Raw genomic sequence first — 17,205 nt, forward strand, 5'->3', positions numbered from 1 at the left:
GATGAAAATACTATTTGCTTTTTTTGTGCTGCTTTTCGTCATTCCCGTCAATGCGGGTGCGATTGATGAAATCGCGGCACTCGAAAAACACAAGACGGTAGCCAGGAATAACCCAACGCAACCGCGCACAGCGCCGAAAACGAAGCCACAGACCTTTCGCTTATCAACCGGTCAGGTGCTTAACATCACCCATTGGCAAATCGTGCATTTTATGAAATCCGATTGTCAGTATTGCCAGCAGTTTAATCCCATTCTGAATGCTACCGCACAGCAACTGGGTATTCCGGTTTTTGTCTACAGTTTTGACGGACTCGGTGATAGTACCTTTACCAACATATTACCGGTAACACCTGATGTGATAAGTGAGTTTTTCCCTGAATTACCGCAGGTGACCCCAACGGATTTTATTGTTAACACGCAAACGCTGGTCGCTATTCCAGTTTCGCAAGGCATGCTGAGTGCAACGGCCTTCGTTAACCGACTGGAACAGTCTTTTCTGCTTGCCGAAAAACTGGGGGTATTGCAATGAAAAACCGCAATCCAATAATCGCCCTGATGCTGTTTGGTGCCACAGCGCATGCGGGTATCAATGAAGATTTAAACAAGTTTTTCCAGCAACTCGATAGTGGCAGTGGCGGGAATATTACGCAAGCGGCGGCGTGGCAAGGGCAGGCAGCAGGTTATCTCACGGGTGGGTCGCTGTTTCTGCGCAATCCCGTCAGGCAAATCCAGCTTATCTTGGTCACGTTACCCGAAGTGAAATCCGGTTGTGGCGGCATTGATGCCTATCTGGGGTCATTTAGCTTCATTAACTCCGACCAGATTAAAGTGATGGCGAAAGAGATTTTAAGTAATGCCGCCGGTTACGCGTTTGACCTGGCGTTAGAAACCGCACTGCCACAAGTTAAGGCGGTCAAGGATTATCTGCAAAAGCTAGCCTCGGACATTAACAACATGAATATCTCCACCTGTCAGGCGGCACAAGGAATTATCGGTGGTCTCGCCCCTAAATATCAAACTAACACCCAACATATTTGTCAGGATATCGCCGGTAACCACAGCGTTTTTGCCGATTGGGCAGCGTCCCGTCAGGGCTGTGGCGTGGGCAATGAAACCAACAAGGTGTTTAACCATGCCAATGACGAAGAGAAAAAGCGGATACCGCGCAATCGCAACTTGACCTGGAGCGCGTTTGAAAAGATTAATCAGTTTATCAGCGATGACAGGGAATTAAAGGAACTCATGATGTCGCTGGTCGGCACCGTGATTTATGGCAATCAAGGAGAATTGTCGATTTTACCAGGGCTAGGGGCAAGTGACAGTGTAATGAACGCGATTCTAAAAGGTGGCACAACGGAGGTATATCGTTGTGACGATGTCACGCAATGCCTAAAGCCAACGAAGAGCAAAATCACAGTCACCGCCAGCCATGGCATGATAGCACAAATCCAAAAGTTGTTGTCAAGCCTGTTTAAAAAATCCACCACCGATGCGGCATTAACCGACAAGGAGACGGCCTTGATTGGCAGCACCCGCGTCCAAATTCTGCGCTATGTGATTGACAGTGCCTCATTAAGCCTTGATGAATCAATGGTGACGTCGCTGGCTGAGTACATCGCCAGCGACATGGTGGTGAGCTATATCGACGGTCTGATTGATTTGGTGGAAGTAGCCGGCGCAGGGAGCCTGAATACTGAAGAAGAAAACAGGCAGTTTCAAAATAGCCTTAAAACCGTGCGCGAAAAAATGGCGCAGCGCTTAACCAAAATGCGGATTAATCAAAATCATCTGCTAGAGCTTGAGCGCAATTTGCACTATTTGCGCCAGCAACTCTCATCAGGGTTGTCTGCCCGATTGATGAGCAACTATCAGTTTGGAGGGTAAAGATGGTATTAGATACCTGGTTTATCAGTGGTGGTGACATGGTGACCCAAACCTTGAATGCAGTGGCGGCGATGGTCAATCACCGCACCTGGGGTGGGCTACTTTATCTGGCGGAGACGCTCGGCATTTTAACCTGCGTCATGACGTACGTTAAAACCCATGACTTAAAAGGGCTTTTTGCCTGGGGATTCACCTTCGTTTGTGTGACGGCATTATTGCTTACACCGAAAGTCACGGTGGTGGTCAACGACCTGACAAGGCCAGACAAAATCAATCGGGTGGATAATGTGCCAGTAGGATTAGCCACCCCACTTTGGTTGCTCACCGGTATCGGCCATTCGGTAGCGACATTTTATGATGACTTTTTCCATCTCCCCGACAGTGTTGCCTACAGCAAAACGGGCTTAATGTTTGGGCAAAAACTGATGCAGGAATCCCTAACCTTTCACAGCCACAGTCCTGAGATTAATGCCAATTTCAGTGAATACGTGAAAAACTGTGTTATTCCTGATATCCAGCTAAACCACAAATACAGTTTAAGCCAGCTACTCAATACGCGCGATATTTATAGTCTGATTTTCTCAAAACCCAGCCCATTAAGAGGCATTTATTATCAGGGGTGGGAGGCTGAAAACACCGAGGGGGCACGCAGTCAGTTTATGACCTGCCAGCAAGCCACCGTCAAACTCAAATCACTGCTTAATCTGGATACCAGCGGAACCGGCAGCACATTGATGTTTTATGCACGAAAGCTCTTTCCAGGCCGACACGATGCCTCGGTGGTGTTACCGCATATGCTCGAAGGCAGCTACAACTACTTTATGAAAGCAAGCCAAAGTGCAGCGGATATTTTAAAACAGAACATCATGATAGCAGGATTGAGAAAAGGCTTTAACGCCTATGCCGCAGCCATGAATGACCCCGCAGGGTTAAACCTGATTACCACCGAACAATCACTAGCCAAAATGCGCCTGTCACATCAGGCCAGTTATCATCTGGCCAGTGAAATGCTGCCGCAACTCAATACTGTGCTGATGCTTTTATGTATTTCGCTCTTTCCGATTATGGCATTAGCGCTTTTTGTGCGAGAAATAACGTACAAAGTCATCATTAATTATCTGAACATCATGGGCAGCCTCATGTTGTGGCCAGTGATGTTTGCTATCTTTAATCACATTTATAATTTCATGATGGCAACGACGCTAAATGGCGAAAATGTGACGTTTTCTAATCTGGACAGACTCACCCAGACCGGCAGCACCACGGCAGGGATTGCCGGCTGGATGATGATGTCGATTCCGTTTTTAAGTTTTAAGCTCTTCACCTCACTCGGCCAGCAGATTGCCAGTGCCGGCTCCTATCTCGGTAACGCCCTGGCAGGGGCAACGACCGCAGATGCGTCAGCGGTGGCCAGTGGCAATTACAACATGGCCAATATGCAGGTAGAAAACATCAACGGCTTTAAAACGGATTTAAACCGGAGTTTCAAAGCGGGACTTTCCAGCCAGCAGATTGATAACGGGGCGATGATTAGCACCACCCAAAGTGGCCAGCATATTGTCGATACCACCCAAGCTATCTCGAAATTGCCGTTTAGTTTAGATACCAGCTCGATGCTCGATACCAGCTTTAGTAAAGCGTTAAGTAGTCAACACCAAGAAAGTGAAAGTTACCATCAGGGGTTAAAGAGTGCGATTAATGATACCTATAATATTTCAACGGCGCTAAGTAATCAGTTTAGCAAGCAGGGATCGCAAGACAGTAAATTATCCAGTGAACAACGCCAGGCGATTGAAGATGTTCAACGACAATCCCAATACGCAAAAGAAGCTATGTCTTCAAATAACAGTACATCCAGAGAGGATAGAACTTCAACCGATAGTACCGATGTTGCCGGTTTTGGATTTGGGGCAAAAGGAAGCCTGAGTGTTAGCAAGGGATCATCAAACGCAAAAGCGAGCGCGGAATTAGATGCTAACGCAAGGTACAATCATGAATGGCGAGACACTAATACAGACTCTGCGTCAAAAAGCAACAAAACCAGCGAAGATATGCAAGTGGCAAAAGATTTCGCATCGAGTCAGTCAGCAACCGTTATTAAGAATATGACAGACGATGAAATTAGTCGCATCTCTAATTCGGAAACCCGTTCTTTAGTCAGAGATCTAAGAGCCTCTCTGCAAAACACCAGCGAAAACTTCGCCGGATTTACCGCAAGTCAAACCAAAGAGCAGCGCATATCGGAGCAAGCCAATTTAACGGAAACAGAACGCCTAAGTGCTTCGCACCGCCTGGAGCAGGAATTTACCCAGTTTGCTTATCAACGCTTAGGGCAATCAGAGACGAGTCATGTGTTAACCGACAGTGGGTCACCAGAAGTTAGAGCACAGCGTGAAGCGCTGGTGAGCGAGTTTAGTGATCGGATTGCGGAGGATATTCGCCATAACCACTTTGCCAATCAAACGGTAGTCGCCAGTCATTATCAGGGTATGCAGGTACCTCATGATGCCGGTCAATATAATCCAACCGGTTTTAATCAAAATGCGGCACAATTGGAAACGCAAGCCAATAAAGGCCAAATTCGACAACACCAGACCATTGTTAACCCAGAAACGGGGGAAAGCAATAAAGTCAGGCTACTTGAATCCGCAGAGGCCAATACCGGTGAATATGCAAAAGCGATACGGGCAGAGAAAACCGATTTTGGGCATAACGTGGCACCCACGCAGGATAAAATAACCGCTAATGAAAAGGCGATAAATAAGGAAAAATCCACTAATCTTAAAAGGTACGAGGATAAAGGAGGAAAATCAGAATGAGATTTATTGCATTTATCATCACAATAGTCATCCTCGAAACGCTGTTTTTGTTCTACTTTAAGCAAGCCTCATCGATGATCGCGATGAGCGTCATTAACCTTAGCGCTGTATTTTGTTTTTTTTCAAAAAATTGGCGTGAAAGTGAAAAAGTATTCAAATACCCACTGTTAGTTGGCTTTTTTATCGGAAATATTTTAATTCTCTCAAGAGAATTTTTAGAGATATCCGCAAAAAATGATGGATATGTGTTTTCCGAAGTTATCTACGGAGGGATAATACTATCCGCAATCATTTCATTATTTATTGCTGGCGCCATTCTTTTTTCTTACGCCCCTCAAGATTGGCAACGGAATGGATATTCAGATCATTCATCACATAACTTTTCTCCTTTCAATAGTGAACACGCAAATAGCAATCTTTTTGATGAAGAGATCTCTGATAGATTAGATACTAATCCAGCCACAGGGCTATCAATGAGTGGATGTGGCTCAGATTGTGCGGGAAATATGTACGGTTCTGGCAGTTATGATATAGGCGGATCTTTATCTTCCTACTCGTTTGATAGTTCTTACGATGATTCTTCACATACTTCATATAACCATTATGACAATGATTTCAGCACGACAAGTGGGTTTGATCACAATGACCATTTCTCAGATAGTCATCGTGATATTTGATCATCATATCTAACCATCTTTTATCACCATTTTACTTGAACAGGTAGCTGTTCAAGTAATCCCTTATACCTTTAATATGGAGTTTTTTAAAATGGCACACCCTTTTAAGCGTTTAATCTTGGTCAGTTTAATATCGACATCTGTGGCTATAACAGGCTGTAGTGCAGTCAGTACGGCAGTGAAAAAACGCAACCTCGAAGTAAAAACCCAAATGAGCGAAACTATCTGGTTAGACCCCGCTTCCCAGAAAACCGTTTACTTGCAAATTAAAAACACCTCCGATAAAGATATGTCGGATTTACTGAGCTTGATTAGAAAAGCGGTGGAAGCGAAAGGCTATACCGTGGTGAATAACCCCAACGCCGCCTATTACTGGATACAGGCCAATGTGTTAAAAGCCGATAAGATGGACTTAAGAGATGCCCAACGCTTTTTATCGCAAGGTTATGAAGGCGCTGCCCTTGGCGCAGCAGTGGGCGCAAGTGCCATGGCTTATAACGTCGATTCTACCGGCGGCGCATTAGGTGTTGGATTAGCCGCAGGACTGGTTGGCGCCGCGGTCGATGCCATGGTGGAAGATGTAAATTACACCATGATCACCGATTTGCAAATTAGCGCCTTAAGTAAAGGTACCAATGTGACGGTAAATGATACCGCACGCTTAAAACAGGGCACCTCAGGCGCAAAACTTCAGACCAGCACCGAAACCACCAATCGCCATAAATACCAGACGCGCATTGTGTCCAATGCCAACAAGGTCAATCTGAAATTTGAAGAAGCGAAACCGGAACTGGAAAACCAGTTAGCCAAAAGTATCGCCAATATTCTTTAATTTCTGAAAAATAAAGCCCAGTTAACTTAACGCTTTTTCGATAACGAATTGGGCTTCATCTCGCTAAGGAAACTTGATAATGAGTCTTGATGCCAGAAACATGACCCAGGGTGGTCAGGTAATTAAATACATGGTGGCGATGTTTATGCAGATTGCCAATATCGTGGCGTTCTGGGTAATTCTGGCTACCATTTTTGTCTTTTTTGCCACCATCGCCTGGCAAATCCCCGTCGAGAAAATGATACACGGGTTATCCTATTGGGCAATGGATACGCTGGTCATCCCGCTACAGGAAGCAATTGGTACCAGCGAAGGCGGCACTTTCACCTTTCACTGGTTAAACCCCCGAACCGGTCAGGTGGTTGAATTTGAAAAAACCGCCCGCGAGGTACGCCTCGATAGGTATTTTATTCATTGCTATGTGTTATTGAAAGACCCGGCATTTTGGGCGTGGGGTGTTGCCTCCTTTACCTTTGTTAGCCTGATTGTGGCGGTGTTCTGGTGGTTAGGCAAAAAAGGCGCGCAGCAGCGAAAAAATGAGATTATTGGCGGTCGCTATCTGGCAAATTCGGTAAAAGAAATTAACCAGTTTTTAAAAGCCAAAGGTAAAATATCACCACTTAAGATTGGCGATTTGCACCTGGTTGAAAACAGTGAACAACAAAACTTTGGCTTACATGGCACGGTGGGAACAGGAAAAAGCACCGCCATTAATGACCTGTTGAGTCAGGTAAGACAACAGGGAAAAAGAGCGATTATCTATGACAAAGGCAATAACTTTATTCCGCTTTTTTATCGCGAAGGCAAAGATATTATCTTAAACCCGATGGATGCCCGTTGCCCGAACTGGGATTTATGGCGCGAATGTCAAGACCGCGCCGATTTTGAAACCTTTGCCCTGCCGTTATTCCCCGATGCCAAAAGTGGTGACCCGTTCTGGCTGATGTCTGCTCGCCTGTTGTTTGTTGCGACCGCTGAACATATGCGCGCGCACCCTGACCGCTCGATTAAAAAATTATTACAACGGTTATTGTCCATTTCGCTGGTTGAATTGCATGATTTTGTGCAAGGCACCGATGCGGCTAATTTAGTTGATGGCAGTATTGAAAAAACCGCCATGACCATTCGTACCGTATTAAGTGCTTATGTCAAAGCCTTACGCTACTGTCAGGGATTAGAAAAACAAGGCAAGCCGACTTTTTCTATTCGGGAATGGGTACAAAATGCTGATGAAGATGCCTGGATTTTTATCTCCAGTGATGGTCGCTTGCATGCTGCCTTAAAGCCGTTAATCAGCACCTGGCTCAATATCACCATGCAATCCGTGCTAGCCTTACCACCGAGTAGAGAACGGCGTATCTGGACAGTGTTAGATGAGTTGCCCAGTCTTCATAAACTGCCCGTTATTCTCGATTACCTTTCAGAAGCGCGTAAGTTTGGTGGTGCAACCCTCATCGGCATTCAAAACTTCTCGCAACTGGAAGCGAACTATGGCGCTCAGGAAGCGCGGGCGATTTGGGATTTAGTTAATACCACCTTGTATTTCCGTGCCCCCAGTGGCAGTGTGGCGGAGTGGGTACAAAAAGAACTGGGCGAAACCCGTTTACTGAAATTCCGTGACCAGTATAGTTATGGGGTCGATACCATTCGTGATGGCGTTAACTTCTCCAAAGAAGATACCCGTGAAAAAATTGTCAGCTTCTCGGATATTCAGAATCTGGATGATTTGCAGTGTTTTGTCTCGCTTCTGGGTGATGTGCCGATTGTTAAACTCACCTTGGAACATAAAACATATAAAACGATTGCCGCTGGGAAAATTGAGCGTGATGTCTCAGCCATTTTTGATAATCAGATTGAACAGGAACTGAATAAATCGGGGATTGAAAATAAAGTGGATAAATTGGTCACCGGTCGGCGCACGCAATCAGACCAAAACAATCAAAACCAGACCAACAACCCGCAGACGATGGAAATACATCCCGCTGAAAAGACCCATTATGTTGAGCCGGTTAATTATTATGGCACAGCAAAAACCGGCAAACCAGTATTAGAAGCAGAAGAGAACAACTTGGATAACCCAGCACAGGAGACAAACAACAACCTAAAACATGAAAAAAGCACAGAAAAGGAGATTTAGCCTATGCTCTCTGTTAAAAATCTCACTAGTGGGGGCGCTTCCGCCAGTGCCAACTATTATGAAGAAAAGGACAACTATTACTTCGTCGGTGAAGAAGGGAGTGGGTGGTTTGGTAAAGGCGCTGAGCGGTTAGGATTAACCGGCACGGTGGATAGAAATATCTTTGAACAGATGCTCGAAGGCAAGCTACCGGATGGCACACAGTTAACCTTTAATAAAGCCGGTAAAAATCAGCATCGACCAGGCTATGACTTAACGTTTTCTGCCCCTAAAAGTGTGTCGGTATTAGCTTTGGTTGAAGGCAATACCGCGGTGTTAGATGCACACAAACAGGCAGTACTGTCAGCACTCAACGAGATTGAAAGCGTGGCCTCAACCCGTTCAATGACAAAAGGGGTCACGCAAACGGAAATCACCGGCAATACGATTGCTGCCCTTTTCCTTCACACGACTAACCGCAATCTCGATCCTAATTTACACACGCATGCCTTATTAATTAATGCCACCTGGTCAGATAAAAGGGGCTGGAAAACGCTGTCATCGGATACCATCAATCGCAATGGCTTTAACGAAATTATCCGCTATTTACAGGTTACTTTTGGCTCTATTTATCGCCAGCACCTAAAAGAAAGTTTACAAAAGCAGGGTTTTTCGTTTATTTCAACGGGTAAAAATGGTTTATGGGAAATAGAAGGCGTACCCACCGAACCGTTTTCATCCAGACGCAAAGAGGTTGTTGAGGCGGTAGGCGAAACCGCTTCTGCTAAACAAAAAAGTGCTGCCGTGTTAGCAACCCGTAAGGCAAAAACTTTTACCAATGTCGAAACACTGCATAAAGAATGGCAAGAAACGCTGGCGAAAACCGGTTATTCGGCGGATAACGTGAAAAAAGCAGAAACCGTCACCCCATCAACACCTGAAATCGACCTTAAAAATGCCATCTCACAATCCATTAAGGTACTATCAGATAAAAACACCCGATTTTCCTATGATACATTATTAACCCATGTCATTAATCGCATCCCTTGCCAGCCGAAAGCATTAGAAACATTACGCAAGGAAATTAACCAGGCGATTAAACACAGGAATCTGGTGCCGCTTAATTCAGAAAGCACACTGTTAACCACCCAAACCCACCTTAAACATGAAAATGCGGTCAGCACACTCATTCATCAGTTGCGGTACAGTAAACATGAATTAACAACAACACAAGAAAGCGCGTTAGCCAAAAATATCACGCAAAACAATGTCAGGTTTAATCTGGTTAATCTTAAAGGCGGGTTTGCCCATGAAATTCAGGTGATAGACGAAATCCATGCCCTTGCCAAAGAAAACAAGTTAAATACCGTTATCATTACGCCGAATAAAAAAATCAGCGATAAATTACAAGAGCATGTCAATAAAAAAGTAAAAACCATCAGCATTGATGACTATTTAAATGACGCACAGAAAAACAACCATAAACGGCAATTAATCGGGATTTACCAGTCTGAGCATTTACTCCTTAATAAAGTCGCGGCATTACTCAGTCGTTCCTATGCCGAGGGCGACACGATTATTGCATTAGATAGCGCCAGCCGTAAAAACAAAGGACTGACCAGTGAGATAGCCCGCGCGCTCGGCGCTGAACCGATTAACGCTTTTGAATCCAATGCCGATAAACACCTCTATTTTATTCCTGACCAGGACAAAGCAAGCAGAATACAGGCCGCTGCGAATCATTTTGCTAACCTTTATGCCTTAAATAAAGAGGTCATCATTCAGGCAGGCAATAACCCAACAAAAGAAGCGATAACCACCCAAACCCGTAATATTTTAATCGAAAAAGGATTACTGTCTGAAAACAAGAGGGTAGTGACCACTAAAAAATCGATATTTTTAGATGCCGCAAACCGCAATCAGCGCAACACCTATAACATCGGCATGATACTTGAGCGCACAACAGAAAATGAACGGCAGCAGTATCAGATAAAAAGTATTAGCAAACAAAATAATAAACTCCTGTTACAAGACCAATTCGGCAACACGTCTGCGCTTTCAATTAATAAAATCGATAGTCACTACCGTCTTTTCAAGGTGCAAGAGATGGAGCTTCGAGAAGGCGATAGCGTCAAATCAACCGGAGTTTTTGGCCAAAACATCCAGGCAGGAAAGACATTTACGGTCACAGAACTAAAAAAAGGCAATTTTTTATTTACCGATAAAATCATCATGGAAGATGAGCACGGTAAAAAAGCGTCATTTACCCCAAAAGCCGATTGCAAACTGGAATACCACTACTGTGAAGCATTTGGAAACAGTCTCAATAAAAATCAAACCGTGATTGCGGTGTTTAACGAAAAAGAGGTCAATAATTCGACCATCAATCAGATAAGGCGTAGTGGAAAAAACATTATCGGGATTACCGGGTTGGATAGGGATAGTATCCAAAAACGGTTACAACAAAGTGAAATTAGCACCACTGTGCTTTCTGATATCCAGCAAGGTGATGAATCATTCTTAAAAGCCACTGAGGTTGCTAAAAATAATGTCACCCCTGATATTCAAAAACAGCTAAACATCGCCATTGACCGGCGGACAAAATCAAGTATGGTTTTTAATAGCCTCGGTGTGATAACCGATGCAGCAAAATCCAGTGATTTTTCGTTTAATGATTGTATAAATGCTTTTAAACAACGCCTAAAAAAAGCGAAGTGAAATGCGTGGATGAAACAACACACGAGCTTTATGGGCGCTTTATTCGCAAAGAAGATTTTGATAACGAAGTAAAAATCCTCACGCAGATTTTACAGGGAAAAAACAGTCAACTTCCGTTAATCCAAAATAAAGAAAAACTAAATTTTACCGGATTAACCCAAAGCCAACAAAAAGCCGCCAAACTCGTTTTAACCTCAAAAGACCAGACAATCATGATACAAGGTTATGCCGGTGTCGGGAAAACCACCCAGTTTAAAACGGTAGCACAAGCCCTTAACGATAATCGACCCGATGTGAATGTCGTTGGCCTCGCACCCACCCATAAAGCCGTCAATGAATTACAGGCAGCGGGCATAAAGTCCCAAACCATCGCCAGTTTCCTGATGGAAAAGCACCAGAACAATCTAAAAATATCGTATAAAAATACCCTGTTTGTGATTGATGAAAGCTCGATGATTGGTAATAAAACCCTGGCAGAATTACTGGTTAACATCACGGATAATGCAGGGAGAGTCGTCCTCTCAGGGGATGCAAAACAGCTAAAAGCCTTCGAACGGGGTGCCCCTTTTGCCCTCGCCTGGCAACGAAGTGCCGCAGACAAAGTCGTGATGGACGAAATCGTCAGACAAACCCCCGAATTAAAACCCGCTATTGAAGCAATAATTGCCGGAAACACGCAAAAATCACTGGATATTATTCGTCAGGTTTCCCCTGACCGAGTAGCAAGGGATAATGGTGCTTTTATTCCCGAAAGCGCAATCATGAAGGGCGCTTTATCAGGTAAACCACAGGAAAACGACAATCAAATGATAAAAATGGTGATTGATGACTATGTAGGCAGAACGAAAGAAGCCCGTGATAACACGGTGATTATCACCCCGTTAAATGCCGATCGAAATCAGTTAAATGAAAACATTCATGCGGTGATGCAAAGTCAACAGATGCTGGGTAAATCAGCCCATATCCCTGTTTTACAAAGCATTAACCATCAGGAAGCGGATTTAAAAGATACCCAATTTTGGCAAAACCAGTTGGGTAACGTCGCAAAAATCAATCAACACTATTTTGAGATAACAGAGGTTTCAAAAGAAGGCATTGTTAGTCTGATAAATCGGGAAAATAATCAGGAGAAATACCTGTCGCCGCTTGAAGTGAATCCTGCCGTCGTCGCACTTTTTGAAGACAAAACCATTGAGGTCTCAGAAGGTGAAAAAATCCGCCTCACCACAACCGATAAAGACCTCAATATTGCCAATAACGACAGGGGCATGATAAAGCGGATTGAGGACGATAAGCTCTATATTGAGTTAAACAGCAAGCTCGTCACCTATCAACCCCAAAAGGAATACGCTGATAGACACCTGGATTACACCTATGCCATCACAAGCTATGCTTCACAAGGCGCTTCTTATCCGTATGTTAACCTGAGTTCGGGATAAGGAATATAAATTTTTTCATTATATATTCAATTACTTAAATTAAAATTATTACATAAAACAGTGCTAAATTTTGGCTTTTTTCATGATTTTAGCAGAGAAAATAGCTTATTTTTTAACCTACAACCAACTAAAAATATTCCTTTTTTTATCATTTTATTGATTTTAAAAGGTTTTTATTGATAAATGAGCTATTTTTATTTTCTCATAACTAACGCTTATCCCGAACTCAGGTTATGTTATCGTCTATGAAGGCGCGAGTACCCTTACAGCAATGGATAATACCTATGTGGAATTATCCCGCGCAAAAGAACACGTTCAGCTTTATTTATCAGATGGCAATACCTGGATGAAAAACCTGACAAAAAATTCTGGGGACAGATTAACCGCGCATGACATCCTGAATAAACAGGAAGACCAGCTGGCTCGTAATGAAATCAGAATTTGGGATAACAGCAAAGAAGTAGGCAACACCAAATTAGCGCAAAAAATCGACCAAATCCTGGTTGAAATCGCCAGATTCTCACACCATGACCGACCAGAATTATTATTACCCGTCACCAACGAGCACGGCATTCAGCAGGGAAATCTTCATATTCCGGTGGGCGTTTATACAGGGAAAACAGACCTCGAAGAAGCTACTTACAAAGGTGCATCCGATGGCATCTATATTGTATTAAATAAGGGTAATGATGAAAACAGCATCAATCTTTATTCGTTGTCACAATTTGATGAGGCACTAAAAAATGATACCAAAGACCATTCGATTGTGATTGAACTGGATAACATCCCTAAAAATGAAATCCCTGAGAGTTTATCGCAAGATATGGAGGTAGAAAAAGTTAATGATAATCAGGACATAACATTAGAATCAGCACTGCTGCATGATGATGAGAAAATACCCGAAATTCAACTCGAAGAAGAACCTCAGAAACTGGAAAAAGAAAACGATGAAATGAATATTTCATATCATCATGAAGATGAACAAAAACAGAAAATTAAAGAAAAGGAATATGGAGATTAACTTATTTTGTTAATTATTGAAATTTATTAATTGTGGTAACTCACTTGCATATAAAATAAAAATTGTCCTTAAAACCTTTATTTCCATCACTTACAATAGGAAAAAATTTAATGGCTAGTAATTTTTTTTCGAATATACAAAAAAATAATTATATAAAGCAGCATTTGGATAAACAACTAGCTAGATATGACAAAATAAACTACGTCTACGCTGTGATGAATAAAAAAAACACAGATGACATGATGATCATTAGTGATTTATCTGATGATCTTATTAATAATTATCTTAACAAGAAAATTCAAGACATTGATCCTGTTATTATTAAAGCATTAAATCGTATTTCGTCTTTTTCTTGGGACGAAGATATTAAAATTAAATCCATATGGCCAGTTAAAAAAGTCTTTGAACCAATAAAAACGCTTAATATTAGCGGTTATGCCTTTGTTTTGCATGATCACCTTAATAACTTAGCCATATTATCTCTATATATAGATAAATTTTTAATAAAAGATATCAGTTTTTTTATTAATAGTAATAAAGATGAACTTCAGGGATTATTAATTCATACCCATGAAATGCTTCTTTCTTTATATCAGAATGAAAAAAAAACTGAAAAAATTATATTTTCTCCCCGTGAATCAGAGGTACTTTACTGGTGTAGCATAGGAAAAACTTATTCAGAAATTGGCATCATACTTAATATAAGCGAAAACACTGTAAAATTTCATATGGGAAATATTGTAAAAAAACTTGGCGTCATCAATGCGAAGCATGCCATCAGCTTAAGTGTAAAACTTAACCTTATTTCTCACCCAACAGAGAAAAATAATAAAATAACATAAAAATCGAGTTCTTAAAGGTTTCCTATCAACTACCAGATATAACTACAACGGTTTTACAAGCAGATCAGCTCTGAGGTTCACGCCAAACCGGATATAAATTAGGGAAGCCATCAATACTTATCGGTAAGGAAGTATCAAAATACCCCCACCTTCTAATTAAGGTTCGAGTGCTAAACCTTGTACATTCAGCGTAACAAGGTAATTTATCCTTATCAAGGATAGCATTAAATTCATTCAATAAATCACCCACTAAGCCTCTACCTCGGTACGAACGCTCTACGGCAAGAAGAGATATGTAGTAATGCGGAAGGTTTTTAGGGTGATATTGTTCAAGTCCGTCTATAAAAGCCAGTGCTTTCGGATAGTCTACACCGCACACTTTACGTAACTGAGTATCAATTATAGTGAGTTCTTCTTTGCTTATTGCCATCGCTTCAGGGCGAAAATAGACCAAAGTCCCTGCATCATTTTCTGCAAGAAGTATACCTCCATATTTACTGGCAAGGTTAACGTAAATACGAAAAAAATTCCGTAATACATCAATAAGACTTTCACGATCACGACCAGTGAAGATAAGCTGGTGTACTGGTTCTTCAGAAAATACTATTGCCAGAAGATCACATACATTTTCCAGATCAGTATCTTTCGCATGTCTACATTTCATTATTATTCCTTTTTATTACTAATAATATAGTAAAAAAACAAACCAATAGATAGCAAGAATATACCTATATTGAGGTGATTAATTTAAGTTTTTAATTATTATAAATAGTGTTCACATCAGGGAAAATTCTCCAAAAAAATAAATAATAAGGGGTTCGAAATTAGAACCCCAACAATAAATCGATTTTTCGTTTTTCTTGGTTACATCTCAATCAGGGGAAATTATCATGATTCAACCCAACAAACACAGAACAACATTTCGAAGACTAGAACCTGGTATGTCCGTTTTCTACAACGAAGGAGTTGTCAAAATAATAAGATTACGAGAACGTAAACTAACAGATAAAGGCTTACTTTACTATTTTGATATTGAGGGTGGTAACGGAACTCTGATAGGTGAAAGTGGCAAGCGGATATTTGTTACTAACTAAACGAAATTATCGAGTAGTATAAAGATAACCACGCGATAATATCAATGAATTCAATCCTACGATAAGGCTATCACATTAGTTGCCGAAGGTCCTTTATGGCCGCTTTCGACTGAAAAGTTTACTTCCTGCCCTTCATAAAGCGTTTTATAATCATTACCCTGAATAGCAGAATAATGAACAAACACATCCTGACTGCCATTTTTGGGTGAAATAAATCCAAAACCTTTATCAGCGTTAAACCATTTAACAATACCTGTATTGATACTTGACATATACGTTCCTTAATTTTGTTAATTAATCAAAAATATCAAAGATTAACATGATTTTACTAATGGTATTTAATCAGAAGGAACTCATTAATGAATGAGGTATTATGATATCGCTAGATTTTGAATTACTTAAAATTTTTACTAATAAAAAGAGATTGTTAGCCTCGAGAATAGGCTTAATTAAGTCATACTTTTGTATTTAATGCAACAATTATTTTCGTAAAAAAATAGTTATTAGACACTTGAAAATAATGAGGAAAGTTCTTATTTAAAAAGTAAAGTCAATAAGCGCAAAAAGGAGGACAATATGGCTTATCGTTCTTTTTCTCTTATTCCTATGCTCAGTGATAACCTGTTATCCGACAGATTTACCCAAATGGATAAGCTGTTTAGCCGAATAACCGGTGAAAAACCTTTGTCAGATATTCCGACTTACAATTTATACCAAAAAGATAAAGAGAATTTGGAACTCACCGTAGCGGTTCCTGGCTATAAACAATACGAGTTAGATATATCGGTGCTGAATAATAAGCTGACCATCAGCGGAAAAAGTGAAACAGAGAAAGAAGAAAGTAACGATGATAGCAAAACAGATAAATGGCTACATAAAGGTATTGAGAAAAAAGGCTTTTCAATGAATTTCGACCTTGACCATCGAATAAAAATACAAAATGCCAACTTAGCCGATGGATTGCTAACATTAACCTTTAATTACGAAATACCGGAAGAACAAAAACCACAAAAAATCGCTATTGGTCAAACGTCTCAACCAGAAGTTATTGAGCACAAAAAATAACTTTTAAAGCCCCTAATTTCAGGGGCTTTAAATAAAAAAGCGTTATTTTATTTTTGTCTAAAAAAATGACTAACTTTATAATCCACTTCGTTAATTCTTTCTTTCACAGCTTGATAACCAAATGCTTTAATCATGTTATCATCAATATCCTGTGGTCGCTTATGCGCAAATTCAAACATAGAATCTAACTTCAATTCTGATTTAAGCACGGCATCAGCGATTAAAGAGAGTTTTTCATCTAAACTAATATCCTTATTGCCCATTTGTTCATTTTTTTTCTTTAAAACTCTGACCCCTATTTTTAGTATTTCCAATGCAACCGCCGTCCGGTTTGCCGTAGATTTATTTTCACCATCTTTTAATTTTTCATCGACCATTTCATCGATAAAATCCATAATACTAAAAGGAATCTTCAACAGAACAGGATGATTTTTTTCGTCTTTCATTTCAAACCTCAAAAAAATGAATTAAATTTACACTTAATTTTGTATTTTATAATTAAGTTATAACTATATTTAAATTAATTAAAAACTATTTATTGCAATAAATTTTGACTTACATCACATTTTAAAACTATTTATAAATTAAGCTAAAACTTAATAAAAAATTAATATAAACTTTATTTTTATGTTTTGTTATTAAATAACATGTAGTTATAACATAAATAGTCATAACTTATTTAAAAAATATTTTTTACT

The 17,205-nt window shown here is 40.8% G+C and carries 14 protein-coding genes; 11 read left to right on the forward strand and 3 right to left on the reverse strand.

Going from position 1 to position 17,205, the window contains the following annotated elements; all coding sequences use genetic code 11:
* The first annotated feature begins 1 nt into the window (after window position 1).
* The 10 genes from trbB (at window position 2) to V3224_RS20675 (ending at window position 14,348) form a co-directional block, all read left to right on the forward strand.
* On the forward strand, window positions 2–529 hold the full coding sequence (trbB, locus tag V3224_RS20630) for a type-F conjugative transfer system pilin assembly thiol-disulfide isomerase TrbB (protein ID WP_334472447.1): 528 nt from the start codon (window positions 2–4) through the stop codon (window positions 527–529).
* Window positions 526–1,884, forward strand: coding sequence for a conjugal transfer protein TraH (locus V3224_RS20635; protein ID WP_334472448.1), 1,359 nt, complete (start codon window positions 526–528; stop codon window positions 1,882–1,884). The genes trbB and V3224_RS20635 overlap by 4 nt, the downstream gene beginning before the upstream one ends.
* A gap of 2 nt (window positions 1,885–1,886) precedes the next feature.
* A complete protein-coding gene (gene traG / locus V3224_RS20640) occupies window positions 1,887–4,703 on the forward strand; it encodes a conjugal transfer mating-pair stabilization protein TraG (RefSeq protein ID WP_334472449.1) in 2,817 nt (938 codons plus the stop codon).
* The gene (locus V3224_RS20645) at window positions 4,700–5,380 is read left to right on the forward strand and encodes a hypothetical protein (protein WP_334472450.1); all 681 of its coding nucleotides are present in this window, start codon (window positions 4,700–4,702) and stop codon (window positions 5,378–5,380) included. The genes traG and V3224_RS20645 overlap by 4 nt, the downstream gene beginning before the upstream one ends.
* Before the next feature lie 91 nt (window positions 5,381–5,471).
* Window positions 5,472–6,212 (forward strand): complement resistance protein TraT, encoded by a 741-nt coding sequence (gene traT / locus V3224_RS20650; RefSeq protein ID WP_334472451.1) that lies wholly within the window; start codon window positions 5,472–5,474, stop codon window positions 6,210–6,212.
* Between the two features lie 79 nt (window positions 6,213–6,291).
* A complete protein-coding gene (gene traD / locus V3224_RS20655) occupies window positions 6,292–8,349 on the forward strand; it encodes a type IV conjugative transfer system coupling protein TraD (protein WP_334472452.1) in 2,058 nt (685 codons plus the stop codon).
* 3 nt (window positions 8,350–8,352) lie between these two features.
* Entirely contained in the window at window positions 8,353–11,046 is a 2,694-nt protein-coding gene (gene mobF, locus V3224_RS20660; protein ID WP_334472453.1) for a MobF family relaxase, read from the forward strand.
* 5 nt (window positions 11,047–11,051) lie between these two features.
* Window positions 11,052–12,485 carry an AAA family ATPase gene (locus V3224_RS20665; RefSeq protein WP_334472454.1) on the forward strand — a complete coding sequence of 478 codons (1,434 nt, stop codon included), beginning with the start codon at window positions 11,052–11,054 and terminating at the stop codon, window positions 12,483–12,485.
* A gap of 271 nt (window positions 12,486–12,756) precedes the next feature.
* A complete protein-coding gene (locus V3224_RS20670; RefSeq protein WP_334472455.1) occupies window positions 12,757–13,506 on the forward strand; it encodes a conjugative transfer relaxase/helicase TraI domain-containing protein in 750 nt (249 codons plus the stop codon).
* Between the two features lie 110 nt (window positions 13,507–13,616).
* A complete protein-coding gene (locus V3224_RS20675) occupies window positions 13,617–14,348 on the forward strand; it encodes a helix-turn-helix transcriptional regulator (RefSeq protein WP_334472456.1) in 732 nt (243 codons plus the stop codon).
* A 64-nt stretch (window positions 14,349–14,412) separates the two neighbouring features.
* On the opposite strand, the gene V3224_RS20680 is transcribed toward V3224_RS20675, so the two are convergent.
* Both V3224_RS20680 and cspE read right to left on the reverse strand, forming a co-directional pair.
* On the reverse strand, window positions 14,413–15,012 hold the full coding sequence (locus tag V3224_RS20680) for a hypothetical protein (protein WP_334472457.1): 600 nt from the start codon (window positions 15,010–15,012) through the stop codon (window positions 14,413–14,415).
* A gap of 486 nt (window positions 15,013–15,498) precedes the next feature.
* Window positions 15,499–15,714: a transcription antiterminator/RNA stability regulator CspE gene (gene cspE / locus V3224_RS20685; protein WP_290603823.1), complete on the reverse strand. Its 216-nt coding sequence runs from the start codon at window positions 15,712–15,714 to the stop codon at window positions 15,499–15,501.
* Between the two features lie 304 nt (window positions 15,715–16,018).
* On the opposite strand from cspE, the gene V3224_RS20690 reads away from it, so the two are divergent.
* Window positions 16,019–16,507 carry an Hsp20 family protein gene (locus V3224_RS20690; RefSeq protein ID WP_334472458.1) on the forward strand — a complete coding sequence of 163 codons (489 nt, stop codon included), beginning with the start codon at window positions 16,019–16,021 and terminating at the stop codon, window positions 16,505–16,507.
* A 47-nt stretch (window positions 16,508–16,554) separates the two neighbouring features.
* Here V3224_RS20690 and V3224_RS20695 read toward each other — a convergent pair whose 3' ends face one another.
* A complete protein-coding gene (locus tag V3224_RS20695; protein ID WP_334472459.1) occupies window positions 16,555–16,953 on the reverse strand; it encodes a relaxosome protein TraM in 399 nt (132 codons plus the stop codon).
* Between the last annotated feature and the right edge of the window lie 252 nt (window positions 16,954–17,205).

It is taken from the genome of Arsenophonus sp. PmNCSU2021_1, from assembly GCF_036919435.1.
Classification (GTDB): domain Bacteria; phylum Pseudomonadota; class Gammaproteobacteria; order Enterobacterales; family Enterobacteriaceae; genus Arsenophonus; species Arsenophonus nilaparvatae.

What these genes read in the sequence shown, in the direction of transcription:
- trbB (WP_334472447.1), top strand. Translation starts at nt 2, where the DNA reads ATGAAAATACTATTTGCTTTTTTTGTGCTGCTTTTCGTCATTCCCGTC.
- V3224_RS20635 (WP_334472448.1), top strand. Translation starts at nt 526, where the DNA reads ATGAAAAACCGCAATCCAATAATCGCCCTGATGCTGTTTGGTGCCACA.
- traG (WP_334472449.1), top strand. Translation starts at nt 1,887, where the DNA reads ATGGTATTAGATACCTGGTTTATCAGTGGTGGTGACATGGTGACCCAA.
- V3224_RS20645 (WP_334472450.1), top strand. Translation starts at nt 4,700, where the DNA reads ATGAGATTTATTGCATTTATCATCACAATAGTCATCCTCGAAACGCTG.
- traT (WP_334472451.1), top strand. Translation starts at nt 5,472, where the DNA reads ATGGCACACCCTTTTAAGCGTTTAATCTTGGTCAGTTTAATATCGACA.
- traD (WP_334472452.1), top strand. Translation starts at nt 6,292, where the DNA reads ATGAGTCTTGATGCCAGAAACATGACCCAGGGTGGTCAGGTAATTAAA.
- mobF (WP_334472453.1), top strand. Translation starts at nt 8,353, where the DNA reads ATGCTCTCTGTTAAAAATCTCACTAGTGGGGGCGCTTCCGCCAGTGCC.
- V3224_RS20670 (WP_334472455.1), top strand. Translation starts at nt 12,757, where the DNA reads ATGGATAATACCTATGTGGAATTATCCCGCGCAAAAGAACACGTTCAG.
- V3224_RS20675 (WP_334472456.1), top strand. Translation starts at nt 13,617, where the DNA reads ATGGCTAGTAATTTTTTTTCGAATATACAAAAAAATAATTATATAAAG.
- V3224_RS20680 (WP_334472457.1), bottom strand. Translation starts at nt 15,012, where the DNA reads ATGAAATGTAGACATGCGAAAGATACTGATCTGGAAAATGTATGTGAT.
- cspE (WP_290603823.1), bottom strand. Translation starts at nt 15,714, where the DNA reads ATGTCAAGTATCAATACAGGTATTGTTAAATGGTTTAACGCTGATAAA.
- V3224_RS20690 (WP_334472458.1), top strand. Translation starts at nt 16,019, where the DNA reads ATGGCTTATCGTTCTTTTTCTCTTATTCCTATGCTCAGTGATAACCTG.
- V3224_RS20695 (WP_334472459.1), bottom strand. Translation starts at nt 16,953, where the DNA reads ATGAAAGACGAAAAAAATCATCCTGTTCTGTTGAAGATTCCTTTTAGT.